The organism is Klebsiella sp. WOUb02 (assembly GCF_050058015.1).
In the GTDB taxonomy this organism is placed as follows: Bacteria; Pseudomonadota; Gammaproteobacteria; order Enterobacterales; family Enterobacteriaceae; genus Klebsiella.
In genome coordinates, this window is the sequence record NZ_CP170110.1 from 3,417,140 (window position 1) to 3,441,511 (window position 24,372).

General features: G+C 57.8%; 22 protein-coding genes, 1 pseudogene and 1 riboswitch. Of the genes and pseudogenes, 14 read left to right on the top strand and 9 right to left on the bottom strand.

Annotated elements, in window-relative coordinates:
• Positions 1-28: 28 nt before the first annotated feature.
• Positions 29-397, bottom strand: coding sequence for a diacylglycerol kinase (locus tag ABOC21_RS23565; RefSeq protein ID WP_426813475.1), 369 nt, complete (start codon positions 395-397; stop codon positions 29-31).
• A 129-nt stretch (positions 398-526) separates the two neighbouring features.
• On the opposite strand from ABOC21_RS23565, the gene plsB reads away from it, so the two are divergent.
• Positions 527-2,950 carry a glycerol-3-phosphate 1-O-acyltransferase PlsB gene (plsB, locus tag ABOC21_RS23570; RefSeq protein ID WP_426813476.1) on the top strand — a complete coding sequence of 808 codons (2,424 nt, stop codon included), beginning with the start codon at positions 527-529 and terminating at the stop codon, positions 2,948-2,950.
• Positions 2,951-3,015: 65 nt separating this feature from the next.
• On the opposite strand, the gene ubiA is transcribed toward plsB, so the two are convergent.
• The 5 genes from ubiA to malK form a co-directional block, all read right to left on the bottom strand.
• Positions 3,016-3,885, bottom strand: a complete 870-nt coding sequence (gene ubiA, locus ABOC21_RS23575) for a 4-hydroxybenzoate octaprenyltransferase (RefSeq protein ID WP_426813477.1) — start codon at positions 3,883-3,885, stop codon at positions 3,016-3,018.
• Positions 3,886-3,897: 12 nt separating this feature from the next.
• Positions 3,898-4,395, bottom strand: coding sequence for a chorismate lyase (gene ubiC, locus ABOC21_RS23580; RefSeq protein WP_426813478.1), 498 nt, complete (start codon positions 4,393-4,395; stop codon positions 3,898-3,900).
• A 187-nt stretch (positions 4,396-4,582) separates the two neighbouring features.
• Positions 4,583-5,521, bottom strand: a complete 939-nt coding sequence (malM, locus tag ABOC21_RS23585) for a maltose operon protein MalM (protein ID WP_426813479.1) — start codon at positions 5,519-5,521, stop codon at positions 4,583-4,585.
• A gap of 106 nt (positions 5,522-5,627) precedes the next feature.
• Positions 5,628-6,938, bottom strand: coding sequence for a maltoporin (locus ABOC21_RS23590; RefSeq protein ID WP_426813480.1), 1,311 nt, complete (start codon positions 6,936-6,938; stop codon positions 5,628-5,630).
• A gap of 102 nt (positions 6,939-7,040) precedes the next feature.
• On the bottom strand, positions 7,041-8,150 hold the full coding sequence (gene malK, locus ABOC21_RS23595; RefSeq protein WP_426813481.1) for a maltose/maltodextrin ABC transporter ATP-binding protein MalK: 1,110 nt from the start codon (positions 8,148-8,150) through the stop codon (positions 7,041-7,043).
• Positions 8,151-8,518: 368 nt separating this feature from the next.
• On the opposite strand from malK, the gene malE reads away from it, so the two are divergent.
• The 3 genes from malE (at position 8,519) to malG (ending at position 12,279) form a co-directional block, all read left to right on the top strand.
• Complete coding sequence (gene malE, locus ABOC21_RS23600; RefSeq protein ID WP_426813482.1) at positions 8,519-9,709, top strand: maltose/maltodextrin ABC transporter substrate-binding protein MalE; 1,191 nt, start codon at positions 8,519-8,521, stop codon at positions 9,707-9,709.
• Positions 9,710-9,829: 120 nt separating this feature from the next.
• On the top strand, positions 9,830-11,374 hold the full coding sequence (gene malF / locus ABOC21_RS23605) for a maltose ABC transporter permease MalF (protein WP_426813483.1): 1,545 nt from the start codon (positions 9,830-9,832) through the stop codon (positions 11,372-11,374).
• Between the two features lie 14 nt (positions 11,375-11,388).
• On the top strand, positions 11,389-12,279 hold the full coding sequence (gene malG / locus ABOC21_RS23610) for a maltose ABC transporter permease MalG (RefSeq protein WP_045853513.1): 891 nt from the start codon (positions 11,389-11,391) through the stop codon (positions 12,277-12,279).
• Between the two features lie 194 nt (positions 12,280-12,473).
• Here malG and psiE read toward each other — a convergent pair whose 3' ends face one another.
• Positions 12,474-12,884, bottom strand: coding sequence for a phosphate-starvation-inducible protein PsiE (gene psiE, locus ABOC21_RS23615; protein ID WP_426815571.1), 411 nt, complete (start codon positions 12,882-12,884; stop codon positions 12,474-12,476).
• 146 nt (positions 12,885-13,030) lie between these two features.
• On the opposite strand from psiE, the gene ABOC21_RS23620 reads away from it, so the two are divergent.
• A complete protein-coding gene (locus tag ABOC21_RS23620; RefSeq protein ID WP_426813484.1) occupies positions 13,031-13,549 on the top strand; it encodes an N-acetyltransferase family protein in 519 nt (172 codons plus the stop codon).
• 2 nt (positions 13,550-13,551) lie between these two features.
• A complete protein-coding gene (locus ABOC21_RS23625) occupies positions 13,552-14,010 on the top strand; it encodes an acyltransferase (RefSeq protein WP_426813485.1) in 459 nt (152 codons plus the stop codon).
• A 44-nt stretch (positions 14,011-14,054) separates the two neighbouring features.
• Here the strand turns inward: ABOC21_RS23625 and pgi are convergent, their stop codons facing one another.
• Complete coding sequence (gene pgi, locus ABOC21_RS23630; RefSeq protein ID WP_426813486.1) at positions 14,055-15,704, bottom strand: glucose-6-phosphate isomerase; 1,650 nt, start codon at positions 15,702-15,704, stop codon at positions 14,055-14,057.
• A 464-nt stretch (positions 15,705-16,168) separates the two neighbouring features.
• A riboswitch (Lysine riboswitch) is annotated at positions 16,169-16,401 on the top strand.
• A gap of 173 nt (positions 16,402-16,574) precedes the next feature.
• Between pgi and lysC the strand changes: the two are divergent.
• The 3 genes and pseudogenes from lysC (at position 16,575) to ABOC21_RS23645 (ending at position 19,410) form a co-directional block, all read left to right on the top strand.
• Positions 16,575-17,925: pseudogene (gene lysC, locus ABOC21_RS23635) on the top strand (lysine-sensitive aspartokinase 3).
• A gap of 144 nt (positions 17,926-18,069) precedes the next feature.
• Complete coding sequence (gene panS, locus ABOC21_RS23640) at positions 18,070-18,993, top strand: ketopantoate/pantoate/pantothenate transporter PanS (RefSeq protein WP_426813487.1); 924 nt, start codon at positions 18,070-18,072, stop codon at positions 18,991-18,993.
• 144 nt (positions 18,994-19,137) lie between these two features.
• Positions 19,138-19,410, top strand: coding sequence for a DUF3811 domain-containing protein (locus ABOC21_RS23645; RefSeq protein ID WP_123757723.1), 273 nt, complete (start codon positions 19,138-19,140; stop codon positions 19,408-19,410).
• On the opposite strand, the gene rluF is transcribed toward ABOC21_RS23645, so the two are convergent.
• Entirely contained in the window at positions 19,407-20,276 is an 870-nt protein-coding gene (gene rluF / locus ABOC21_RS23650; RefSeq protein WP_426813488.1) for a 23S rRNA pseudouridine(2604) synthase RluF, read from the bottom strand. The genes ABOC21_RS23645 and rluF overlap by 4 nt on opposite strands.
• A gap of 458 nt (positions 20,277-20,734) precedes the next feature.
• On the opposite strand from rluF, the gene ABOC21_RS23655 reads away from it, so the two are divergent.
• The 5 genes from ABOC21_RS23655 (at position 20,735) to ABOC21_RS23675 (ending at position 24,363) form a co-directional block, all read left to right on the top strand.
• Positions 20,735-21,688 carry a sugar-binding transcriptional regulator gene (locus ABOC21_RS23655; protein ID WP_426813489.1) on the top strand — a complete coding sequence of 318 codons (954 nt, stop codon included), beginning with the start codon at positions 20,735-20,737 and terminating at the stop codon, positions 21,686-21,688.
• Positions 21,689-21,757: 69 nt separating this feature from the next.
• Positions 21,758-22,561: an SDR family oxidoreductase gene (locus tag ABOC21_RS23660; RefSeq protein WP_426813490.1), complete on the top strand. Its 804-nt coding sequence runs from the start codon at positions 21,758-21,760 to the stop codon at positions 22,559-22,561.
• A gap of 9 nt (positions 22,562-22,570) precedes the next feature.
• Positions 22,571-22,978, top strand: coding sequence for a mannose/fructose/sorbose PTS transporter subunit IIA (locus ABOC21_RS23665; RefSeq protein WP_426813491.1), 408 nt, complete (start codon positions 22,571-22,573; stop codon positions 22,976-22,978).
• Positions 22,978-23,472: a mannose/fructose/sorbose PTS transporter subunit IIB gene (locus ABOC21_RS23670; protein WP_426813492.1), complete on the top strand. Its 495-nt coding sequence runs from the start codon at positions 22,978-22,980 to the stop codon at positions 23,470-23,472. The genes ABOC21_RS23665 and ABOC21_RS23670 overlap by 1 nt, the downstream gene beginning before the upstream one ends.
• A gap of 93 nt (positions 23,473-23,565) precedes the next feature.
• Positions 23,566-24,363: a PTS mannose/fructose/sorbose transporter subunit IIC gene (locus tag ABOC21_RS23675; protein ID WP_426813493.1), complete on the top strand. Its 798-nt coding sequence runs from the start codon at positions 23,566-23,568 to the stop codon at positions 24,361-24,363.
• The last annotated feature ends 9 nt before the right edge of the window (positions 24,364-24,372 follow it).

Consider the following 24,372-nt stretch of genomic DNA (forward strand, 5'->3'; position numbering starts at 1 on the left):
CGACCGGGCGGCCTGATGCTGCGGAAGCTTAGCGATAGTGCGCCCACAGCAGCGTCACCCAGACGATCAGCGCGATGGCGATCGCCAGAAATACCGCCGCGGAACCCATATCCTTCGCCCGTCCGGAAAGCTCATGGTGCTCAGGGCCAATCCGGTCCACCACCGCCTCAATCGCGCTATTAAGAATTTCGACTATCATCACTAACAGGACCGAGCCTATCAACAGCACGCGCGTAACGGCGTCAACATCCAACCAGCAGGCGATCGCAATGGCAATAACGGTGGCGATACCTTCCTGACGAAAGGCGGCCTCATTTATCCATGCCGCACGAAAACCTTTCCAGGAATACCCTGCCGCTTTAATGATTCGGGTTAACCCGGTGGTATTATTGGCCATCAAAAGAACCTTTTTATGTAAATGACGTCAATGAGTGTACGCGTTTGCCGCGTGGCAACGGAAATTTTGCGCACTTTCTGTTATTCTTGCCGCGCATTTGCATGATTAACCAGAGGCTTCACATCGTTTATGTCCGGCTGGCAACGAATTTACTATAAATTACTGAATTTACCATTACGGCTGCTGGTAAAAAGCAAGTCTATTCCCGCAGAGCCTGCTCAGGAACTGGGACTGGATACCTCGCGTCCGATTATGTACGTTCTGCCCTATAACTCGAAGGCAGACCTGCTGACGCTGCGCGCGCAGTGCCTGGAGCACGATTTAGCCGATCCGCTCGAACCGCTGGAAATCGACGGTACCCTGCTGCCGCGTTACGTCTTTATCCACGGCGGCCCGCGCGTCTTTACCTACTACACGCCGAAAGAAGAGTCCATCAAGCTGTTCCACGACTACCTCGATCTGCACCGCAACCACCCTGACCTCGACGTGCAAATGGTGCCGGTTTCAGTGATGTTTGGTCGTGCGCCCGGGCGCGAAAAGGGCGAACTCAATCCGCCGCTGCGCATGCTTAACGGCATTCAGAAATTCTTCGCCGTGCTGTGGCTGGGCCGCGACAGCTTCGTGCGCTTCTCGCCGCCGGTGTCGCTGCGCCGAATGGCGTCCGAGCACGGCACCGATAAAACCATTGCCCAGAAGCTGGCCCGCGTGGCGCGTATGCACTTCGCCCGTCAGCGCCTGGCCGCCGTCGGCCCGCGCCTGCCGGCGCGTCAGGATCTGTTCAACAAGCTGCTGGCGTCAAAAGCCATCGCCCGCGCGGTGGAAGACGAAGCCCGCAGCAAGAAAATTTCCCACGAGAAGGCGCAGCAAAACGCCATCGCGCTGATGGAAGAGATCGCCGCCAACTTCTCCTACGAGATGATTCGCCTGACCGACCGCGTGCTGGGCTTTACCTGGAACCGCCTGTATCAGGGCATTAACGTTCACAACGCCGAGCGCGTGCGGCAGCTGGCGCACGAAGGGCACGAGATCGTCTACGTTCCGTGCCACCGCAGCCATATGGACTACCTGCTGCTCTCCTACGTGCTTTACCACCAGGGGCTGGTGCCGCCGCATATCGCCGCCGGCATCAACCTCAACTTCTGGCCGGCAGGGCCGATTTTCCGCCGCGGCGGCGCGTTCTTTATTCGCCGGACGTTTAAGGGCAATAAGCTCTACTCAACGGTGTTCCGCGAATATCTTGGCGAGCTGTTCAGCCGCGGCTACTCGGTGGAGTACTTCGTCGAGGGCGGACGCTCCCGTACCGGGCGCCTGCTGGATCCGAAAACCGGCACCCTATCGATGACTATCCAGGCGATGCTGCGCGGCGGCTCCCGGCCAATTACGCTGGTTCCTATCTACATCGGCTACGAGCACGTGATGGAGGTCGGGACCTATGCCAAAGAGCTGCGCGGCGCGACGAAAGAGAAAGAGAGCCTGCCGCAGATGCTGCGCGGCCTGAGCAAGCTGCGTAACCTCGGCCAGGGATACGTTAACTTCGGCGAACCGCTGCCGCTGATGACCTGGCTCAACCAGCACGTGCCGGAGTGGCGCGAGTCTATCGATCCTATCGAAGCCATCCGCCCGTCGTGGCTGACGCCGACGGTAAACAGCATCGCCTCCGATCTGATGGTGCGCATCAACAACGCCGGCGCGGCGAACGCCATGAACCTGTGCTGTACCGCTCTGCTGGCGTCGCGCCAGCGTTCGCTGACCCGCGAACAGCTGACCCAGCAGCTGGAGTGCTATCTCGACCTGCTGCGTAACGTGCCCTACTCTCCGGATGCGACCACGCCGCCGGCTACCGCCAGCGAGCTGATTGACCACGCGCTGAAGATGAATAAATTCGAGGTCGAGAAGGACACCATCGGCGACATCATCATCCTGCCGCGCGAGCAGGCGGTGCTGATGACCTACTATCGCAACAACATCGCCCATATGCTGATGATGCCTTCTCTGCTGGCGGCGATTGTCACCCAGCATCGGCGAATCACCCGCGCGGAGGTGCTGCGTCACGTCGAGATGTTCTATCCGCTGCTGAAGGCCGAACTGTTCCTGCGCTGGGAAAAAGCAGAGCTGGCGAGCGTTATCGATGCGCTGACCGCGGAGATGCAGCGTCAGGGCCTGCTGGCGCTGAGCGATGACGAGATAAGCATCAACCCGTCGCACTCCCGCCTGCTGCAGCTGCTGGCCGCCGGGGCGCGCGAAACCCTCCAGCGCTACGCCATCACCTTCTGGCTGCTGAGCGCGAATCCGGCGATTAACCGCAGTTCACTGGAGAAAGAGAGCCGTACGATGGCCCAGCGCCTGTCGGTGCTGCACGGCATCAACGCGCCGGAGTTCTTCGATAAGGCGGTATTCAGTACGCTGGTGCTGACGCTGCGTGATGAAGGCTATATTAGCGATACCGGCGACGCCGAGCCGGAAGAGACGCTGAAGGTTTACCAGATGCTGGCGAACCTGATTACATCGGACGTGCGTCTGACGATTGAAAGCGCCGCGCAGGATGAAGCGTAGCGCCTGAGACTTGCCCCGGCTTGCGCTACGTAAGCCGGGGGGAGTCAGGATCCTGCCAGAGAAAACTAGGCCATATAGCCCATCGCCAGACCGAGGAACAGCACCAGCCCGACGTAGTTATTGTTTAAAAACGCTTTAAAGCAGTCGTCGCGTTCACGACGGAAAATCAGCTTCTGCTGCCAGAAAAACAGCCCCGCGGCAATAAACAGCGACCAGTAATACTCCCAGCTCAGACCGTTCAGCCACCCTACCGCCGCCATCATGACCAGCACCGCGATCTGCAGCATGCCGATAATCAGGCGATCGTTTTCGCCAAACAAAATCGCCGTCGATTTGATGCCGATTTTAAGGTCATCGTCCCGGTCAACCATCGCATACTGGGTATCGTAGGCCACCGCCCACAGAATGTTGGCGAGGAACATCAGCCAGCAGCTCAGCGGCAGCGATTCGCTCACCGCGGAGAAAGCCATCGGAATCGACCAGCCAAACGCCGCGCCCAGCACCACCTGCGGCAGGTGGGTGTAGCGCTTCATGAATGGATAGACCCACGCCAGCGCCAGCGCCGCCACCGACAGCAGAATGGTCATGGTATTGAGGGTCAGCACCAGCAGGAACGAGAGCAGCACCAGCACGACAAACAGCACCCGGGCCTCTTTCTCCGTCACCTCCCCGCTCGGCAGCGGACGACGCGCGGTACGTTTAACGTGACCGTCAAATTTGCGGTCGGCGTAGTCGTTGACCACGCAGCCGGCGGCGCGCATCAGCCACACCCCGGCGACAAAGACGGCCAGGATCCACAGCGGCGGAATACCCGGCGTCGCCACCCATAGCGCCCACAGCGTCGGCCACAGCAGCAGCAGCGCGCCGATCGGTTTGTCAGTACGCATCAGGCGGTGAAACGCCAACAGCTTATTCTGCGTCAGACTCCACTCCATTTTCTCTTCCTCTTAATACAGCGGCGATGCGGGCAGAAACAGTTCAGTCAGCAGCAGCGGTTTACCGCTCAGCCGCAGGCGGGAACGACGCCCCCAGAGCTCTGCATAACGCCCAATTTCAATAAAATCACGGGTTAACGTCGAAGACGTGAACAAATAGCGGCCCAGCGGCGTCTGCCCAAGCTGCTGCAGCGCCAGTTCGGGACCGCTCAGCGTCGATTCCGGGACGATAGTGCGCCCGGCCAGCCAGGGGTCATTATCGGCGCAGAGAATGATTTCCCGCAGCCAGTAACGCGCTTCATCCGGCAGCAGCGCCTCTTCACCGACCAGCGCCTCGCGTCCGACGAACGCTTCGTTGACCAGCATAACGCTAACCTTTTTCCCTTGTTGCTCAAAGCGTTTGGTCATTGAGTCTTCCAGCAGCAGCCAGTCGCGCAGCGAGGGTTCGAGCGGGGGCATAGCGGCAAAATAGCGCAGCGCACGCAGTTGCGTAAGCGCAGGATGTGACATGCCTGATTCTCCGATACATAACGTGTAGGCATTGTATCGCAGAATAGGCCGATCGGGGCGGGCAAACATCAAGATACGATCTTCCGCGCAACAGCCATGCAACAGAAGCCGCGCGCGAGAAAAAAAGGTGCGTCCAGGCGGACGCACCTAAAGGCTGTGCCTAAACATCAGCATTGTGGGGAAACGATCACCCCTTGCCTTTTACACTGCTGATAAAGGTGGAACGGGCAGATTTCGAGCCAAGGCGCTCGGCTTCGTTCATCAATTTGAGGGCTTTATCGATATCTCCTTTCGCAACCGCCTGCTTGATGCCGTTGTTAAAGTAGGTTTCCGTATCGTCCAGCATCGGCTCGCTCTTCGCCGCCGGCGCGGCGACCGGGGCCGGAGCGGCGACCGGCGCGCTGTATACCGGCGCGGCCGTATTACCAACGGTCACCGGACCCGGGCCGGAGGAGCCAAACAGCGGGCCGACCAGCACGCTGGAGCCGGAAGAGGTTTTCACTTTCAGACTCAGGGAACCTTCGGTGGTATGTCTGGCAATCGGGTCCGGAATATCCGGTACCGCGTTACCGGTACCTTTGGCGTAGGCCTTCGCCGGATCGATTAATTTGGTGGTCTGCTGCAGATCCTGCGGCGTGGTAAAGACCAGGACGTAAATCTTTTGCTGACCCAGCGCCGGCGTCAGGCGCATCACCCCTTCGAGGCGATCCGGACTCATCACGCCCGGCTCCAGGTAGGTAAAGTAGCTGCTGGGGAAGTACGCAGATGGCGTCATATTCTGGTCGAGGATCAGCACGTTCGGCGCAAAAACGCTGGTCTGTTTGTTCACTTCGCTGGTCAGCGTAATGGTCAGCTCACCGATATTCGCCGGGACGCTGTAAGCCGCCACCGGCCCGGTGATACCGGCGATATTCAGCGACTGTCCTGCCGTCGCTAAGCTGGTGGTCTGGGTCTTCGATTGATCGACCGGCGTCCAGGTTAACTGCTGTAGCGCGGAGGTGGGGATCGTCGGCGCGGCAGAGGTGTTCTGCGGCACAAAATTCACATCAGCAAAACTGACTGCGGGTACGCTGGCCAGCAGGCCGGCGGACAGGCAGAGGGCAACGAGACTTTTCTTCATTTTCATTGTTATCACCTCAATTCCGATGGCCGAGCGGTAGCCAGGCAATAGCTCGCAGGGCCTAAGATAGAGAGGGGCTTACGCCCCTCTGCTCATGACAGGTCAGGTTGGATTACCACCAGATTTCCATCTGGGCGCCGAAGGTCCACTCGTCGTTATCGCCACGGCTGAAGGTCTTCGCGGAGGTGTCGTTATACGCTACGCCGGAGGTGTAGCCAGCACCGGAATCGCCGTTCGCGTAGCCCCATTTCTCATCCCACTTGGCGTAGGTTGCGAATACGCGGATTGCCGGACGGGACCAGATGCTGTCGCCAGCCTGCCACTGCTGTGCCAGGGTGATTTTGTACTGGTTGTTGTTGTCGCCAGTTCTCTGTGACTCGACGTTGTCGTAGCCAACTTCCAGCAGGGTGCTCATGATCGGCGTCCATTTGTACATTGGACGTACGCCGACGGTCCACCATTTGGTGCCGTTGTTGTTGTCCAGGTTGATATCCTGGTACATACCGACGTACATCAGATCCCAGCTATCGCCCAGCGAGATCGCACCGTGGTCAAGCACGCGCCACAGGGAGCCGTCGTTGTTGATGCTGCCGCCCTGCGGAACGCCTTTACCGTTGGAGGTCATCGAGTCGGTGGCGTACTGCAGTACGAACTTGTTGTAGCCCTTCAGCATGCTCTGGGTGTGTTCAGCGGTCAGCATCCAGCCGTCTTTAGACGCGTCCGGCTGCAGGTAGTAGTTATCCGGAACGTTGGTGTGACCGTAGTCGACGCCGAGCTCCAGGGTGCCGCCTGGGTTGATTTCCATCTGCGCTAAACGCACGTCGAAGACGTCGTTCGGCACCAGGTTGTCATAAATACGGTTGCCCAGCGCATCGCGTTCAGCGAAGGTGGCAGAACCGCCGGACTCAGAAGAACGGGTTGCCGCCAGAGACAGCTTACCGAAGCCCAGATCGATGTTTTCGATACCAGCACCAGGACCTGAAATATCCCAGTAGTAGAAGTCGATCATGTGAACGTCATGACGCTGGTAGAAACGCTTACCGGCCCAGATGGTGGAACCTGGCAGCCAGTCGATCAGGTTTTTACCCTGCACGTTGGCTTCACGGAATGCCGGGCTGGTTGATTCCCAGTCATTCTGCTGCGATACGGAGTACGCGACGTTAGTATCGAAGTAGAAGCTCTTATCACCTTCTTTCCAAACTTCCTGGCCCAGTTTTAATTCCGCATAGGTTTCACATTCGTTACCAAGACGGTATTTACTTTGAGCACCGGTTGCCTGGAAGCACTGCTGTTCGCCACCGCTGCCGGTCCAGCCGATACCGGAACGAGCATAGCCGTGGAAATCGACGGCCATCGCCTGAGCAGACATAACGCCTGCTGCGACGGCGACCGCCAGTGGAAGTTTGCGCAGAGTAATCATCATTCTATCTCCTGAGATCATTGCTTTTCTTTGAACACTTCACCCGTCGTGCTGCCTGCTGCTGCTGCAGCGCTAAGGGGTTCGCGTTTTTTTTAATGGGAAGCCTTATACGCCTGGCTCTTTATGCAACCGACGACACGCCGTGCCATCCTCACGGAATAAATGGCAACGTTCCGGCGGCAAACCGATGGCGAATGTAGCTCCCTCTTTTACCAACACCACGTCGTTCTGGCGGTAGACCAGGTTCTGACGGATGGCGGGGATCTGGATATGAATTTGCGTTTCGTGACCAAGCTGCTCAACCACCTGCACTTCCCCTTCGAGGGTCACGTCGGCGATATCGCTGGGCAGCAGATGTTCCGGGCGGATGCCTAAGGACATATTGGCCCCAACCTGAACGCGGGCGCTGTCTACCGGCAGCCAGACCTGCTGGCGGTTTGGCAGCTCCACCTGAACCTGCTCAATGGCGGTTGCGGTGACTTTCACCGGCAGGAAGTTCATCTTCGGCGAGCCAATAAAGCCCGCAACGAAGCGATCGGCCGGGTAGTGATACAGCTCAAGCGGTTTCCCTACCTGCGCTACGCGACCCGCATCCAGCACCACAATCTTGTCGGCCAAAGTCATCGCTTCAACCTGATCGTGGGTCACGTAAATCATCGTGCGCCCCAGCCGCTTATGCAGGCGGGAGATTTCGATACGCATCTGCACGCGCAGCGCGGCATCGAGGTTGGAAAGCGGTTCATCCAGCAGGAATACGCGAGGCTCCGCCACCAGGGTACGACCGATTGCCACGCGCTGACGCTGGCCGCCGGAAAGCGCCTTAGGTTTACGCTCAAGCAGGTGCGCCAGCTGCAGCACTTCAGCCACCTGGGTGACGCGCTGGTTGATCACATCTTTTTTGGCGCCGGCCAGCTTCAGGCCGAAAGACATATTTTCTGCAACGGAGAGATGGGGGTAGAGCGCGTAAGACTGGAAGACCATGCCGATGCCGCGTTCCGCGGGTGGGATATCGTTCATCCGCGTTTCGCCGATAAACAAATCACCGCTGGTGATGGTTTCCAGCCCGGCGATCATACGCAGCAGGGTAGATTTGCCGCAGCCCGATGGCCCGACAAACACCACGAACTCCCCTTCCTGGATGTCGAGATTGATATCTTTCGATACCACCACGTCTCCCCAGGCTTTCGTTATATTCCGCAGCTGTACGCTCGCCATGCCATCTCCCTTCCTTACAACTTGTCACTTAAAGACACATTCAAGATGGGCTGACTATGCGGCATTCATTAACCTGATGAATCCTCCACCCCCGGCTTTTTTATGGGGGAGGAGACGGGAGGATGAGAGATTGCGTCTCGCTGCCGGGGACGGCGCGCCAAAGCCAATTTCGTGACACAGGTTGCAAAAATAGCCGCCTTTTTATGTGCTCCACGCCCCAATACCGGCGTTTCTGCAAGCCAGATCACACAAACCAGGGGTGGGGCGTAGACATAGGGAGGATGGAAAGGGGTTGTTAAAAAAGGAAACTCATCACCGTTAAGCCACCTAAGTGTATCCACAAGCACGTCACCAAAAAGGACTGGTATATGAAAATCAAAACCGGCGCCCGTATCCTCGCGCTGTCTGCACTGACCACGATGATGTTTTCCGCCTCTGCCCTCGCCAAAATTGAAGAGGGTAAGCTGGTCATCTGGATTAACGGCGACAAGGGCTATAACGGCCTCGCTGAAGTGGGCAAAAAATTTGAAAAAGACACCGGGATTAAGGTCTCCATCGAACACCCGGATAAGCTGGAAGAGAAATTCCCGCAGGTTGCGGCAACCGGCGATGGCCCGGATATCATCTTCTGGGCGCACGACCGCTTCGGCGGCTACGCGCAGTCCGGCCTGCTGGCCGAAATCTCCCCGGACAAGGCTTTCCAGGACAAACTCTATCCGTTCACCTGGGACGCGGTGCGCTATAACGGCAAGCTGATCGCTTACCCTATCGCGGTTGAAGCGCTGTCGCTGATTTACAACAAAGACCTGGTGCCGAACCCGCCGAAAACCTGGGAAGAGATCCCGGCACTGGATAAAACGCTGAAGGCGAAAGGCAAGAGCGCGCTGATGTTCAACCTGCAGGAACCGTACTTCACCTGGCCGCTGATCGCCGCCGACGGTGGCTATGCGTTCAAGCTCGAAAACGGCAAATATGATGTCAAAGATGTCGGCGTGGCCAGCGCTGGCGCGAAAGCGGGTCTGACCTTCCTGGTCGATCTGATCAAGAACAAACACATGAATGCTGATACCGATTACTCCATCGCTGAAGCGGCGTTCAACAAGGGCGATACCGCGATGACCATCAACGGTCCGTGGGCATGGGCGAATATCGATAAGAGCAAAATCAACTACGGCGTGACGCTGCTGCCAACCTTCAAAGGCAAAGCGTCTAAACCGTTCGTCGGCGTACTGAGCGCCGGTATCAACGCCGCGAGCCCGAACAAAGAGCTGGCGAAAGAGTTCCTCGAAAACTATCTGCTGACCGATCAGGGTCTGGACGAAGTGAACAAGGATAAACCGCTGGGCGCCGTTGCGCTGAAATCCTTCCAGGAGAAACTGGAAAAAGATCCGCGTATCGCCGCCACCATGGCGAACGCCCAGAAAGGCGAAATCATGCCGAACGTACCGCAGATGTCCGCCTTCTGGTATGCCGTACGCACCGCGGTTATCAACGCAGCTAGCGGTCGTCAGACCGTCGATGCCGCGCTGAAAGACGCACAGGCTCGAATCACTAAGTAACCCTGCTAGTCCCCTCTCCCTTCTCGGGAGCGGGTCGGAGTCCAGGCCAGCCAGGCCCCGGACCGACCCGCTGTCCTGAGGGGAGAGGGAGAACAAAATACGTTGTAGAGGATGATCCCCATGGATGTCGTTAAAAAGAAACACTGGTGGCAAAGCCCGCAGCTGACATGGTCTGTGATTGGCTTGCTGTGCCTGCTGGTGGGTTACCTTGTTGTTTTGATGTACGCCCAGGGGGAGTACCTGTTTGCCATCCTGACGCTGATTTTAAGCTCGGCTGGCCTGTATATCTTTTCTAACCGCAAGGCCTATGCCTGGCGCTACGTCTATCCGGGTCTCGCCGGGATGGGGCTGTTCGTCCTGTTCCCGCTGATCTGCACCATCGCTATCGCCTTTACCAACTACAGCAGTACCAACCAGCTGACCTTCGAGCGCGCGCAGCAGGTTCTGATGGACCGCTCCTTCCAGGCCGGCAAAGCCTATAACTTCTCGCTGTATCCGGCGGGAGATGAGTGGAAGCTGGCGCTGACCGATGGCGACAGCGGCAAAAACTACGTTTCCGACGCGTTTAAGCTCGGCGGCGTGCAGAAGCTGGCCCTGAAAGACGCCGATGCTCAGCCGGAAGGCGAGCGTGCCAACCTGCGCGTGATTACCCAGAATCGTACCGCGCTGAACCAGCTGACCGCCGTGCTGCCTGACGACAGCAAGGTCATCATGAGCTCACTGCGTCAGTTCTCCGGCACCCGGCCGCTGTATACCCTGGCGGCCGACGGCGAGCTGACCAACAACCAGAGCGGCGTCAAATACCGGCCGAATAATAAAGTCGGCTTCTATCAGTCAATCAACGCCGACGGCAGCTGGAGCGGCGAGAAGCTCAGCCCGGGCTACACCGTGAGCATCGGCTGGGATAACTTCACCCGCGTCTTTACCGATGAAGGTATCCAGAAACCGTTCTTTGCCATCTTCGTCTGGACGGTGGTCTTCTCGATCCTGACCGTGATCCTGACCGTGGCGGTCGGTATGGTCCTCGCCTGCCTCGTACAGTGGGAGTCCCTGAAAGGGAAAGCAATTTACCGCGTCCTGCTAATTCTGCCCTACGCCGTACCGTCGTTTATCTCGATTCTGATTTTCAAAGGGCTGTTCAACCAGAGCTTCGGTGAGATCAACATGATGCTCAGCGCGCTGTTCGGCATTAAGCCGGCCTGGTTTAGCGACCCGACCACCGCGCGTTCGATGATTGTGATCGTCAACACCTGGCTGGGCTACCCGTACATGATGATTCTGTGCATGGGCCTGCTGAAAGCGATTCCTGACGACCTGTACGAAGCATCGGCAATGGACGGCGCCGGTCCCTTCCAGAACTTCTTTAAAATTACGCTGCCGCTGCTGATCAAGCCGCTGACGCCGCTGATGATCGCCAGCTTCGCCTTTAACTTTAACAACTTCGTGCTGATTCAGCTGTTAACCAACGGCGGCCCGGACCGTCTCGGCACCACCACGCCGGCGGGCTACACCGACCTGCTGGTGAGCTACACCTACCGTATCGCCTTCGAAGGCGGCGGCGGTCAGGACTTCGGTCTGGCGGCAGCGATTGCCACCCTGATCTTCCTGCTGGTAGGCGTGCTGGCGATCATTAACCTGAAAGCTACACGAATGAAATTTGATTAAGGAGGGCTCTGAACATGGCTATGGTACAACCCAAATCTCAGAAGCTGCGTCTGCTCACCACGCACCTCCTGCTGCTCATTTTTATCGCGGCGATTATGTTCCCGCTGCTGATGGTTATTGCTATCTCCCTGCGCGAGGGTAACTTCGCCACCGGCAGCCTGATCCCGGACCAGATCTCCTGGGAGCACTGGCGGCTGGCGCTGGGCTTCAGCGTCGAACACGCTGACGGCCGCGTCACCCCGCCGCCGTTCCCGGTGCTGCTGTGGCTGTGGAACTCGGTGAAAGTGGCCGGGATCACCGCCATCGGCATCGTGGCGCTCTCCACCACCTGCGCCTACGCCTTCGCCCGCATGCGCTTCCCGGGCAAGGCCACCCTGCTGAAAGGGATGCTGATTTTCCAGATGTTCCCGGCGGTGCTGTCGCTGGTTGCCCTGTACGCCCTGTTTGACCGCCTCGGCCAGTATCTGCCGTTTGTCGGCCTGAACACCCACGGCGGCGTTATCTTCGCTTACATGGGCGGCATCGCGCTGCACGTCTGGACCATTAAAGGCTACTTCGAAACCATCGACGGTTCGCTGGAAGAAGCGGCGGCGCTGGACGGCGCGACGCCGTGGCAGGCCTTCCGTCTGGTTCTGCTGCCGCTGTCGGTGCCGATTCTGGCGGTGGTCTTTATTCTGTCGTTTATCGCCGCGATTACCGAAGTTCCGGTTGCGTCCCTGCTGCTGCGCGATGTGAACAGCTATACGCTGGCGGTTGGCATGCAGCAGTACCTCAACCCGCAGAACTACCTGTGGGGCGACTTTGCCGCGGCGGCGGTGCTCTCCGCCATCCCGATTACCGTGGTCTTCCTGCTGGCGCAGCGCTGGCTGGTCAACGGTCTGACCGCGGGGGGAGTGAAAGGTTAAGTTTCATTGTTATACCCGCCCCAAATTTCAGAGGAGGGATGGCGGCTCAGTTGCTGTACACGAACCCCAACCGGGTACGGCAGCCGCCTCCCTCAGCTGAAAAAGTAAGGCAAATGCCACTGCTATCCTCAACTGGACCCTACATAAATTAAATTTGTGACTGTTGGTCAGCGGCCGCTGGAGGCCGCTTTTTTTTATTCGCGCTTCAGGCGATTGGAGTTACACAGCCACAGCGTAATCACCAGCAGCAGGATCGCCGCGGAGTAGATCAGCACCGCCATCGGCGAGTCGTGGTCGACGATAATCAGGCGCACAATCGCGGTAATACCGATGTAGACGAAATAGCGCAGCGGGAAATGAAAGCCCGACTCAAAGTACTTCACAATCAGCGCGATAAACTCGAAATAGAGAAAATAGACCACCAGCCCTTCCACCAGCTTGTACTTGCTGACCGGCTCCGGAGTAAACAGCACGTGCGCCAGATGGAAGGTCTCCTTGCCGAGAAAGACCACCAGAATCACGCCCAGGCACAGCAGCGCCAGGTTCAGAACGGCCTGCATGGCCGTCGCAATAAAATTCACCAGCGGACGATAGACCGACGGCATACGCACACCTCTTATCTTCATTATTCCTGCCGATCTGTATAACGCAAAAACGTGATCCAGATCGATATTATTCGTTAACTTTTTGCGTCCGTTGCGCCAAATGTAACAATCACTTGCCACACTGGCGGGTTAAAAAGGAGACAGCCATGCTGACAATACGTACGGCGCAGCGGGAGGACGCGGCCCTGCTCGGCGAAATGGGCGACGCCAGCTATCGCCACCACTTCGCCCACCTCTGGCACAGCGCCAGCGAACTGGAGCGCTTTATCCAGCAGGAGTATGCCGCCGAAGCCCTGCAGCGCAGCCTGGCCGAGGCAAACTGCCGCTGGCTAATCGCCGAAGACCAGCGCCCGATAGGCTTCGCCAAATTCACGTATCGCCAGCGAATTGAGCCCGACGGCCCGCAGGGCACCCTGCTGCATAAGCTCTATCTACTACCCGGCGAAACGGGGCATCGCTACGGCGAACGGCTTTTTAGCGCCGTCGAAGCGCGGGCTAAAGATGAGGGCGAACGCTGGCTGTGGCTGGAAGTGCTGGCCGCGAATACCGGCGCCCGGCGCTTCTATGAGCGCCTGGGCATGCGGCATATTAAAGACACCGTTTTTCGCTCCGCCACCCAGCAAAGCACCCTGCATATTCTGGCCAAACGGATCGGAGAGGAATAATCATGCACACGCTTCGTGATACCGGCGTTCGCAACGTCGAAAGCGGCGAAAATGTGGTGATCTACCAGCCCGCTAACCTTTACAACTGTCGCCTCGGCGATAACGTCTTCGTCGGGCCGTTCGTCGAGATTCAGGGCAATACGACGGTCGGGGCAGACACCAAAATCCAGTCCCATACCTTTATCTGCGAGTACGTTACCCTCGGCGAACGCTGCTTTATCGGCCACGGCGTGATGTTTGCCAACGACATGTTCCGCGACGGTAAGCCCAACGCCGATCGCGAGAGCTGGGGAAGAATTGTGGTGGGCAACGACGTCTCTATCGGCAGCGGGGCAACTATTCTGGCGGTCAGCATCTGCGACGGCGCGGTGATTGGCGCGGGCAGCGTGGTCACCCGCTCGATTAGCGAGAAAGGCGTGTGGGCGGGAAATCCGGCGAAATTATTGCGCCGTCTGCCATAAAAAATGCCGGCCCTGAGGCCGGCATTGAAGCGGATTAACGCTGATTACGCGCGCCAGGATTTATAGCGGTTAATCAGGCCGTTGGTCGAGCTATCGTGGCTGCTGACGTCAGCGCCATCTTTCAGCTCCGGCAGAATACGGTTAGCCAGCTGTTTACCCAGCTCAACGCCCCACTGGTCGAAAGTGAAGATGTTAAGGATCGCGCCCTGAGTGAAGATCTTATGTTCATACAGCGCGATCAGCGCGCCGAGGCTGAACGGGGTGATTTCACGCAGCAGGATCGAGTTAGTCGGGCGGTTACCTTCGAAGACTTTGAACGGCACCACGTGATCCAGGGTTGCCGGATCTTTACCCTGATCGCGATACTCCTGCTCAACCACGTCACGCGATTTGCCGAACGCCAGCGCTTCGGTCTGGGCGAAGAAGTTGGACAGCAGCTTCGGATGGTGGTCAGAGAGCGGGTTGTGCGTGATCGCAGGCGCGATGAAATCGCACGGCACCATTTTGGTTCCCTGGTGGATCAGCTGGTAGAACGCATGCTGGCCGTTGGTGCCAGGCTCACCCCAGATGATTGGGCCGGTCTGGTAATCCACGGCGTTGCCGCTGCGGTCAACGTATTTGCCGTTAGACTCCATGTTGCCCTGCTGGAAATAGGCAGCAAAGCGGTGCATATACTGGTCGTACGGCAGAATCGCTTCGGTCTCTGCGCCGAAGAAGTTGTTGTACCAGATACCGATCAGCGCCAGCAGCACCGGCAGGTTTTGCTCGGCCGGCGTGGTGGAGAAGTGTTTATCCATCGCGTGCGCGCCGGACAGCAGCTCAACGAAGTTGTCAAAACCAACGGAGAGGATGATCGACAGGCCGATCGCCGACCACAGGGAGTAGCGGCCGCCAACCCAATCCCAGAATTCAAACATGTTGGCGGTGTCGATACCAAACTCGCCCACCGCTTTACCGTTGGTGGAGAGCGCCGCGAAGTGTTTCGCCACGTGTTTGTCATCGCCGGCGGTTGCCAGGAACCAGTCGCGCGCGCTGTGGGCGTTGGTCATCGTTTCCTGGGTGGTAAAGGTTTTTGATGCTACCAGGAACAGCGTGGTTTCCGGATTCACGCCTTTCAGCACTTCCGCAATGTGGGTGCCGTCGACGTTGGAAACAAAGTGCATATTGAGGTGATTTTTGTACGGACGCAGCGCTTCGGTCACCATAAACGGACCGAGGTCGGAGCCGCCGATGCCGATGTTAACCACGTCGGTAATCGCCTTGCCGGTATAGCCTTTCCAGCTGCCGGAGATGATCGCTTCGGAGAAGGCTTTCATCTTCTCCAGCACCGCGTTGACTTCCGGCATCACATCTTTGCCGTCAACGATGATAGGGGTATTGCTCCGGTTGCGCAGCGCGACGTGCAGCACGGCACGATCTTCGGTACGGTTGATTTTCTCGCCGGAGAACATCGATTTGATGGCGTCTGCCAGCTCGGTCTCTTTGGCCAGATCCTGCAGTTTCGCCAGCGTCTCTTCGGTAATGCGGTTTTTGGAAAAATCCACCAGCATCAGATCGTCGAAGGTTGCGGAAAACTTAGTAAAACGATCGCTATCTTTAGCGAAAAGCTCGCTGATAGTGACGTCTTTCATTTCATCAAAGTGTTTCTGTAGCGCCTGCCAGGCAGATGTCTGCGTTGGGTTGATGTTTTTCATGAGCAATACTCTTCTGATTTGAGAATTGTGACTGCGGTCGATTGTAGCGCCGGAGGCAAAAAATTGTGATGATTTTTGTGTTATGCCGTTGACGCGCGTCAGGAACAGGGCCAGATCAGGGTAAAAAACCACTACCAGTATAGACATAAACTCGGGCAAAGCGCCCCGAGGCAGCGCGCGGGGGATCGTCCGCGAACGTCGGGCAGAGCGGCGGACTCCCGGCCACCGGGCGGCGGCCCGCCGGAGAGCGGCCGGCCTCATCATAAGGCTTTTTGCTGTTAATCGCCCGCGTATGAAAAATCCGCATAACCGCAGCGTTGACATACCCCCTCCGAAGCCTTTATATAGCTGCACTGCCTGCGTATTACCAGGTATGTATTGCTCGCGCATTTCACGCTACAGCGAAAGGGTATGGCAGGGGCTATCATGACCAGCGCCCCCAGGCAAAGTGAAAGACGTCGGTAATTGCCAGAAGAGGTGCGTTGCCCAGGTAACCGTATTGGAGGAACCAGTCCGGGGAAAATACGTGAGGGGGAGCAACGCCGAGGTGAAAGAGCGTCTGGTACGTTCATCACCGGCCACAGGGGCTGAATCCCCTGGGTTGTCACCAGAAACGTTCGCAGTCGGGCGTTTCATACTCAGGAACTGACGCAAAAGGTCGGGGAACGGGTCTACAAGGTGGAGCACTTCTGGGTGACATCGTAGCTGTTTATCTCTCTGCGCCCACCCTGTTTTTCGCTCTTCCCTTGTGCCATGGCTGAATAATTTGGCCTGGCTTATTAAGACATTTTATGACTGTTAGGTTGCGTCCAGCCCAAACCCAATCAGGAATCGTTTTAATAAGTCAGGCCCCCCTGACACGAGGTTGTTATGACAGATTTAGTTGTAGCCAAATTCGGCGGCACCAGCGTTGCCGATTTCGATGCCATGAATCGCAGCGTTGACGTTGCGCTGATTGATGAAAACACTCGCGTGGTGGTGCTGTCCGCCTCTGCGGGTGTTACCAATCTTCTGGTTGCCTTAGCCGACGGGCTGGAACCCACCGAGCGTTTCGATAAGCTTGAAGCGCTGCGCCAGATTCAGTTCAATATTCTTGAACGCCTGCGCTATCCCAACGTGATTCGTGAAGAGATCGAGCGCCTGCTGGAGAACATCACCACTCTGGCGGAAGCCGCGGCGCTGGCAAGCTCGACGGCGCTAACCGATGAGCTGGTCAGCCACGGCGAACTGATGTCCACCCTGCTGTTTGTCGAAATCCTGCGCGAGCGCGGCATTGCCGCCCAGTGGTTTGACGTGCGTAAAGTGATGCGCACCAACGATCGCTTCGGCCGCGCCGAGCCCGATATCGCCGCCCTGGCTGAGCTCACCCAACTGCAGGCTGACGCCGCGCCTTGCCGAAGGGCTGGTAGTCACCCAGGGCTTTATCGGTAGCGAAGCGAAAGGCCGCACCACCACCCTCGGTCGCGGAGGCAGCGATTACACCGCCGCCCTGCTGGGCGAAGCCCTCAACGCCAGCCGCGTCGATATCTGGACCGACGTTCCGGGGATCTACACCACCGACCCGCGCGTTGCCCCGGCGGCAAAACGCATCGACGTTATCGCCTTTGCCGAAGCCGCAGAAATGGCCACCTTCGGCGCCAAGGTGCTGCATCCGGCCACGCTGCTTCCTGCGGTGCGTAGCGATATCCCGGTCTTCGTCGGCTCCAGCAAAGAGCCGAAAGCCGGCGGCACCCTGGTGTGCAATAAAACCGAACGCCCGCCGCTGTTCCGCGCGCTGGCGCTGCGCCGTCGCCAGACGCTGCTGACCCTGCACAGCCTGAATATGCTGCACTCCCGCGGCTTCCTGGCCGAAGTGTTCGGCATTCTGGCGCGCCACAATATCTCCGTGGATCTGATCACCACGTCGGAAGTCAGCATTGCCCTGACCATGGACACTACCGGCTCAACTTCCGCTACCGATACCCTGCTCACCCAGGCACTGCTCACCGAGCTCTCCTCCCTGTGCCGCGTAGAAGTGGAGCAGGATCTGGCGCTGGTGGCGCTGATCGGCAACGAGCTCTCAAAAGCCTGCGGCGTCGGCAAAGAGGTCTTCGGCGTACTGGAGCCGTTCAACATTCGCATGATCTGCTATGGCGCATCCAGCCATAACCTCTGCTTCCTGGTGCCGGGCGCCGACGCGGAGAAGGTCGTGCAGAAGCTGCATCATAATTTGTTTGAATAATATTCCTTCACGCGATAAATATTACCTATAGCCGGGCTCGAACCCGGCTTTTTTATAACTATATCAACACAACCTACTCGCAATCGTTCGGGCAGCGGGCACAGCCGGCCTGGAAGATGACGAGCCAATGGCAAGGAAAACAACATGCTCGCTATGCTGACACGGCTGTTCCCGCTTTGGGCGCTGCTGCTCTCCGTTCTTGCCTATTACACGCCGACCACCTTTACCCCTATCGGCCCCTGGGTTACCACCCTGCTGATGCTCATCATGTTCGGGATGGGCGTGCACCTGAAGCTGGACGACTTTAAGCGCGTGCTGTCGCGCCCGGCGCCGGTGGCGGCGGGGATTTTTCTGCACTACCTGGTGATGCCGCTCGCCGCCTGGGCGCTGGCGCTGCTGTTCCGCATGCCGCCGGAGCTGTCGGCCGGGATGGTGCTGGTGGGCAGCGTTGCCAGCGGTACGGCATCTAACGTAATGATCTACCTGGCGAAAGGCGATGTGGCGCTCTCGGTCACCATCTCTTCCGTCTCCACGCTGGTTGGCGTGGTGGCGACGCCGCTGCTGACGCGCCTGTACGTCGATGCGCATATTCAGGTCGATGTCGCGGGCATGCTGCTCAGCATCCTGCAAATCGTGGTTATCCCGATTGCGCTGGGGCTTGTCATTCACCACCTGCTGCCGAAGGTGGTCAAGGCGATCGAGCCTTTCCTGCCCGCGTTTTCCATGCTCTGCATTCTGGCGATCATCAGCGCCGTGGTGGCCGGCTCCGCTTCGCACATTGCCTCCGTGGGCCTGGTGGTGATAGTCGCGGTGATCCTGCATAACGCCATCGGGCTGCTCGGCGGCTACTGGGGCGGGCGTCTGTTTGGCTTCGACGAGTCGACCTGCCGCACGCTGGCCATTGAGGTAGGGATGCAAAACTCCGGACTGGCGGCGGCGCTGGGGAAAATCTACTTCGGCCCGCTTGCCGCCCTGCCCGGCGCGCTGTTCTCGGTCTGGCACAACCTTTCCGGATCGCTGCTGGCCGGCTACTGGTCCGCTAAGCCCACCGAGAAGAAAAAGAAGTAACGCCACGCCTTCATCGCCCGGACAGGCCGCTTACGGCGCCTGGCCGGGCGTTTTCCCGCCCTCTCCGCGCCCGGCGCGTAACCAGACTGTCAGTCGACCCGGTATTGCCGTACACTGAATTATCGGCTGACTGAGGGTTCTACTATGGCACTTCCCCGCATTACGCAACAAGATATGACCGAGCGCGAGCAGCGCGAGCTAAAAACGCTGCTGGACCGGGCGAGAATCGCGCACGGCCGCCTGCTGACCAACGCGGAAACCAACGCCGTCAAAAAAGAGTACATCGATAAGCTGATGGTGCTGCGCGAAGCTGAGGCGAAAAAGGCCCGCCAGTTAAAGAAAAAGCAGGCCTATAAACCCGACAGCGACGCATCATTCTCCTGGTCGGCGAACACGCCGACGCGCGGCAGACGCTAGCGCCCTTTCTTTTTCCGTCCCGGCTGGTTAAAACGTTTGCCGTTTGCCGCCGGGCGCCCCTTCTCGCTGCTCTTTTCCACGTTCACCACCGGACGCTTGATGCCCGCCGTTTTCGGCTTCGCTTTCGCCTTCGGTTTGGCCTCAGAGGACGAATTCTCGATCAGCTTAAATAGCGCAACCAGCTCATCATCCGTCAGATCGCGCCACTCGCCGAGGGGTAATCCCGACAGGCCGATATTCATAATCCGCGTACGCTCAAGCTTCGTCACCTCATAGCCAAAGTGTTCGCACATCCGGCGAATCTGCCGGTTAAGCCCCTGAACCAGGGTAATGCGGAAGACGAACGGCGCCTCTTTTTTCACTTTGCACTTCTTCGTTACCGTGCCGAGGATCGGTACGCCCGCCCCCAGCCCGCGCACGAACTCGTCGGTCACCGGCTTATCGACGGTCACCAGGTACTCCTTTTCGTGATCGTTGCCGGCGCGCAGGATCTTATTCACCAGATCGCCGTGGTTGGTCAGGAAGATCAGCCCCTGGGAGTCTTTATCCAGCCGGCCGATAGGGAAAACGCGCTTGCTGTGATTCACAAAATCGACGATGTTGTCGCGTTCGCTGTCCTCGGTAGTGCTGACGATCCCCACCGGTTTATTCAGCGCGATAAACACCAGATCCTCCGCTTCACGCGGCTCGATGAGCTGGCCGTTGACCTTCACGACATCGCCCGGGGCGACCCGATCGCCAATGGTGGCGCGCTTGCCGTTGAGGAAAACGTTGCCTTGTTCAATGTAGCGATCCGCCTCGCGACGCGAGCAAATTCCGCTTTCACTGATGTATTTATTGAGTCGGGTTGATGAGTCGGGCAGCATGACGTCTCCTGAAACACTTCATCCTTCAAGTTGTCTCCGCGTTGGCTACGCCGACCACATAGATTTCTATGCTGCCGGGAGTTCGTTCTCCTGCCGCCTCGATAAAACTTGAACGCTTTTATGGGTAAAGCGAGAAATATACCTCAGCCGGCGGGCAATCGAAAATAATCACGCGCCGGCGCCCTGGCGCTAAATGTGATCTGCCGCGTCTTTCTACACAAAAGTGTCCTGCGGAACCGCCTGCAACTTTGCCCGGTGAAAATAAGCAGAATCAAGCGATTAGGCAATCCGGCACAAAGGTGCCAGCCGCCGGCGAGCGGATAAACAAATGTGCAATACAAACGCCCGCCATAGCCTAATGAAACGGGTGAAAATTGCTTTGTGGTCGGTCGTTGATGGGGTTATATCAGATCAAGGTAGCGACAACGTGATTTGCACAAACGTGCAGGAGCCCGCAGATGACCGCCGAAAATAGCGACGATATCCGCTTAATCGTGAAAATTGCCCAGCTCTATTATGAGCAGGACATGACCCAGGCGCAGATTGCCCGCGAGCTGGGTATTTACCGCACCACGATTAGCCGCCTGCTAAAACGCGGCCGCGAGCAGGGCATCGTCACCATCGCCATCAACTATGACTACAACGAAAACCTGTGGCTGGAGCAGCAGCTGAAGCAAAAATTTGCCCTTAAAGAGGCGGTGGTGGCTTCCTGCAGCTCGGCGCAGGAAGAGGACCAGCTCAATACCATCGGACAGCACGGCGCTCAGCTGGTCGATCGGCTGCTGGAGCCCGGCGATATTATCGGCTTTTCCTGGGGACGCGCGGTGCGGGCGCTGGTCGAAACGCTGCCGCAGGCCAGCCAGTCGCGGCAGGCGATCTGCGTACCGATTATCGGCGGCCCCTCCGGTAAGCTGGAGAGCCGCTACCACGTCAACACCTTGACCTATAGCGCGGCGGCGAAACTGAAGGCCGAGTCGCATCTCGCCGACTTCCCGGCGCTGCTGGAAAATACCCTGATCCGTAACGGCATCATGCAGTCCAGCCACTTTCAGACCATCTCATCCTACTGGGACAATCTGGATATTGCGCTGGTGGGGATCGGCTCCCCGGCGATCCGCGACGGCGCGAACTGGCACGCGTTTTACGGCAGCGAAGAGAGCGACGATCTCAACGCCCGCCAGGTCGCCGGCGATATTTGCTCGCGCTTTTACGATATCAACGGCGGCGTCGTTGAAACCAATATGAACGAAAAAACGCTCTCTATTGATATCGCCCGGTTGAAGCACGCGCGCTATTCCGTGGGTATCGCCATCGGCGCGGAGAAATATAGCGGGATCGTCGGCGCCCTGAACGGCGGCTACATTAACTGTCTGGTCACGAACAGAGAAACCGCCGAGCTATTGCTGAAATAAAATAAGAAGCTCTATTCACGCAGCCGGCGCTGCGCGGACTCCCTTTATCTAAATAACGAGAATACGACGATGAAAACATGGCTAAACCTCAAAGATAAAATAGTTATTGTCACCGGCGGCGCCTCCGGAATCGGGCTGGCCATTGTCGATGAATTAATTAAGCAAGGCGCCAGGGTGCACATGGCCGATATTCACGGCGGCGATAAATATCATGATAGTGAAAATTATACGTTCTGGCCGACAGATATTTCCCACGCCGGCGAAGTGAAGCACAGCATCGAGCAAATTATTCAGCGCGGCGGACATATCGATGGCCTGGTGAATAACGCCGGGGTTAACTTCCCCCGGCTGTTAGTTGATGAAAAGGCCCCCGCCGGCCGCTATGAGCTGAATGAAGCGGCCTTTGAGAAAATGGTCAACATTAACCAAAAAGGCGTCTTTTTAATGTCGCAGGCGGTCGCCCGGCAGATGGTGAAGCAGCGCGCGGGGGTGATTGTTAACGTCTCGTCAGAAAGCGGGCTGGAAGGCTCTGAGGGCCAGAGCTGCTATGCGGCCACCAAGGCGGCGCTGAATAGCTTCACCCGTTCATGGTCGAAGGAGCTGGGAAAACACGGTATCCGCGTGGTGGGCGTCGCGCCGGGTATTCTGGAAAAAACCGGGCTGCGCACGCCGGAGTATGAAGAAGCGCTGGCCTGGACCCGCGGCATCAGCGTTGAACAGCTGCGCGAGGGCTACAGCAAAAACGCGATTCCCATCGGCCGCGCCGGGCGTTTGAGCGAGGTAGCGGACTACGTTTGCTACCTGCTTTCAGAGCGTGCGAGCTATATAACCGGAGTAACCACTAACATTGCCGGCGGTAAAACCCGCGGTTAAGGAGATCCTATGGTCAACGCTATTTTCTGTGCCCACGGCCAGCTGGCCTGCGCCATGCTGGATTCCGTCCGCATGGTCTACGGCGACGTCAGCGTCAGCGCCGTGGCGTTTGTCCCCGGAGAAAATACCGGCGATATCGCCGCTAAGCTGGAAAAGTTAGTAAGTACCCACAACACTGGTGAGTGGCTGATTGCCGTCGATTTGCAGTGCGGTAGTCCGTGGAACGCCGCCGCCGGGCTGGCGATGAACAACCCGCAGCTGCGGGTGATCAGCGGTCTCTCTCTGCCGCTGGCGCTGGAGCTGGTGGATAACCAGCACTCCATGACCGTCGATGCCCTGTGCGACCATTTGAGCGCCATCGCCAGCCAGTGCTGCATGGTCTGGCGGCTCCCGCAAACCGTTGAGGAGGATTTCTGATGAACGTGACTCTCGCCCGCATCGATGACCGGCTGATCCACGGCCAGGTGACCACCGTCTGGTGCAAAGTGGCCAATGCCCGGCGCATTATTATCTGCAACGACGATGTGTATAACGATGAGGTACGCCGAACCTTACTCCGCCAAGCCGCGCCGCCGGGAATGAAGGTTAACGTCGTTAATCTCGAAAAAGCGGTGGCCGTTTATCATAATCCGCAATATCAAAACGAATCCGTTTTTTATTTATTTACTAATCCCCAGGATGTCTTAACGATGGTCCGCCAGGGAGTGAATATTGCCACCTTAAATATTGGCGGAATGGCCTGGCGACCGGGTAAAAAACAATTAACCAAGGCGGTCTCATTAGATGAAGCGGATATTCATGCGTTTCGCGAACTGGATAAATCAGGCGTCAGCCTGGATTTACGCGTCGTCGCCTCGGATCCGTCGGTAAATATTCTCGATAAAATAGCCGAACAGTCCATTACAGAATAAAAAAAACAGCGCCGGTCTTAATCTGCGGACCTCAACGACGCCATATTCATGCCGTAACAGGCAGGGATTCTTATACCCTCAAGGTGACATATTATGGAAATAAGTACCCTACAAATAATAGCCATATTTATTTTTTCCTGTATTGCCGGAATGGGCAGCGTGCTGGATGAGTTCCAGACCCACCGCCCGTTAATCGCCTGTACGGCGATCGGTCTGATTCTCGGTGATTTAAAAACCGGAATTATGCTCGGCGGCACCCTGGAGCTGATCGCCCTCGGCTGGATGAACGTCGGCGCGGCGCAGTCTCCGGATTCAGCCCTCGCCAGCATCATTGCGGCCATTTTAGTCATCGTCGGCCAGCAAAGCATCGCGACCGGTATCGCCATCGCCCTGCCGGTTGCCGCAGCCGGACAGGTGCTGACCGTCTTTGCCCGCACCATTACGGTGGTCTTCCAGCACGCGGCGGATAAAGCAGCCGAAGAGGCCCGCTTTCGCACCATCGATCTGCTGCACGTCTCGGCGCTCGGCGTTCAGGCACTACGCGTCGCCGTTCCGGCGCTGGTGGTGTCGATGTTCGTCAGCGCCGATATGGTCAGCAGCATGCTGAATGCCATTCCGGAATTCGTGACCCGCGGCCTGCAAATTGCCGGCGGTTTTATCGTCGTGGTCGGCTACGCCATGGTCCTGCGCATGATGGGCGTGAAATATCTGATGCCCTTCTTTTTCCTTGGTTTTCTCGCCGGCGGTTACCTCAACTTTAGCCTGCTGGCCTTCGGCGGCGTGGGGGTCATCATCGCGCTGATTTATATCCAGCTCAATCCGCAGTGGCGCAGGCCTGAACCCCAGGCTACCGCCGCCTCTTCCACCGCCCTTGACCAACTTGACGACTGATGGAGCCGA

Bases quoted from the DNA above. Each gene is read 5' to 3' on its own strand.
- ABOC21_RS23565 (WP_426813475.1), bottom strand. From the start codon at position 397: ATGGCCAATAATACCACCGGGTTAACCCGAATCATTAAAGCGGCAGGG.
- plsB (WP_426813476.1), top strand. From the start codon at position 527: ATGTCCGGCTGGCAACGAATTTACTATAAATTACTGAATTTACCATTA.
- ubiA (WP_426813477.1), bottom strand. From the start codon at position 3,885: ATGGAGTGGAGTCTGACGCAGAATAAGCTGTTGGCGTTTCACCGCCTG.
- ubiC (WP_426813478.1), bottom strand. From the start codon at position 4,395: ATGTCACATCCTGCGCTTACGCAACTGCGTGCGCTGCGCTATTTTGCC.
- malM (WP_426813479.1), bottom strand. From the start codon at position 5,521: ATGAAAATGAAGAAAAGTCTCGTTGCCCTCTGCCTGTCCGCCGGCCTG.
- ABOC21_RS23590 (WP_426813480.1), bottom strand. From the start codon at position 6,938: ATGATGATTACTCTGCGCAAACTTCCACTGGCGGTCGCCGTCGCAGCA.
- malK (WP_426813481.1), bottom strand. From the start codon at position 8,150: ATGGCGAGCGTACAGCTGCGGAATATAACGAAAGCCTGGGGAGACGTG.
- malE (WP_426813482.1), top strand. From the start codon at position 8,519: ATGAAAATCAAAACCGGCGCCCGTATCCTCGCGCTGTCTGCACTGACC.
- malF (WP_426813483.1), top strand. From the start codon at position 9,830: ATGGATGTCGTTAAAAAGAAACACTGGTGGCAAAGCCCGCAGCTGACA.
- malG (WP_045853513.1), top strand. From the start codon at position 11,389: ATGGCTATGGTACAACCCAAATCTCAGAAGCTGCGTCTGCTCACCACG.
- psiE (WP_426815571.1), bottom strand. From the start codon at position 12,884: ATGCCGTCGGTCTATCGTCCGCTGGTGAATTTTATTGCGACGGCCATG.
- ABOC21_RS23620 (WP_426813484.1), top strand. From the start codon at position 13,031: ATGCTGACAATACGTACGGCGCAGCGGGAGGACGCGGCCCTGCTCGGC.
- ABOC21_RS23625 (WP_426813485.1), top strand. From the start codon at position 13,552: ATGCACACGCTTCGTGATACCGGCGTTCGCAACGTCGAAAGCGGCGAA.
- pgi (WP_426813486.1), bottom strand. From the start codon at position 15,704: ATGAAAAACATCAACCCAACGCAGACATCTGCCTGGCAGGCGCTACAG.
- panS (WP_426813487.1), top strand. From the start codon at position 18,070: ATGCTCGCTATGCTGACACGGCTGTTCCCGCTTTGGGCGCTGCTGCTC.
- ABOC21_RS23645 (WP_123757723.1), top strand. From the start codon at position 19,138: ATGGCACTTCCCCGCATTACGCAACAAGATATGACCGAGCGCGAGCAG.
- rluF (WP_426813488.1), bottom strand. From the start codon at position 20,276: ATGCTGCCCGACTCATCAACCCGACTCAATAAATACATCAGTGAAAGC.
- ABOC21_RS23655 (WP_426813489.1), top strand. From the start codon at position 20,735: ATGACCGCCGAAAATAGCGACGATATCCGCTTAATCGTGAAAATTGCC.
- ABOC21_RS23660 (WP_426813490.1), top strand. From the start codon at position 21,758: ATGAAAACATGGCTAAACCTCAAAGATAAAATAGTTATTGTCACCGGC.
- ABOC21_RS23665 (WP_426813491.1), top strand. From the start codon at position 22,571: ATGGTCAACGCTATTTTCTGTGCCCACGGCCAGCTGGCCTGCGCCATG.
- ABOC21_RS23670 (WP_426813492.1), top strand. From the start codon at position 22,978: ATGAACGTGACTCTCGCCCGCATCGATGACCGGCTGATCCACGGCCAG.
- ABOC21_RS23675 (WP_426813493.1), top strand. From the start codon at position 23,566: ATGGAAATAAGTACCCTACAAATAATAGCCATATTTATTTTTTCCTGT.